The sequence below is a fragment of the Pseudomonas sp. SIMBA_041 genome, assembly GCF_046535095.1.
GTDB lineage: Bacteria > Pseudomonadota > Gammaproteobacteria > Pseudomonadales > Pseudomonadaceae > Aquipseudomonas > Aquipseudomonas mucoides.
In genome coordinates this window covers 1-235 of the sequence record NZ_JAWRXJ010000954.1, presented here as the reverse complement: position 1 = coordinate 235, position 235 = coordinate 1, and the positions used below count along the sequence as shown (strand labels likewise).

The 235-nt window shown below is 48.9% G+C and carries 1 protein-coding gene; it reads right to left on the bottom strand.

Annotated features, from left to right (window positions below; translation table 11 throughout):
- Positions 1–235, bottom strand: a 235-nt coding sequence (locus SB725_RS33965; RefSeq protein WP_410923796.1) for an AAA family ATPase, incomplete at both ends; no start/stop codon positions are given.

Here is a 235-nt window from a genome sequence, read left to right as displayed (position 1 = left end):
GGTGTGCCAATTTCTTCAACCACACCTTGATGTAAAAAGACGACTTTGCTTGATACTTCACGGGCAAAGCGCATTTCGTGAGTAACGATAAGCATCGTACGCCCCTCTTCTGCTAGCTCGCGCATTACTGCAAGCACTTCGTTGACCAGTTCAGGATCTAGCGCAGAGGTTGGTTCATCAAATAGTAGAACTTGTGGCTGCATAGCAAGCGCACGAGCAATAGCGACACGCTGAC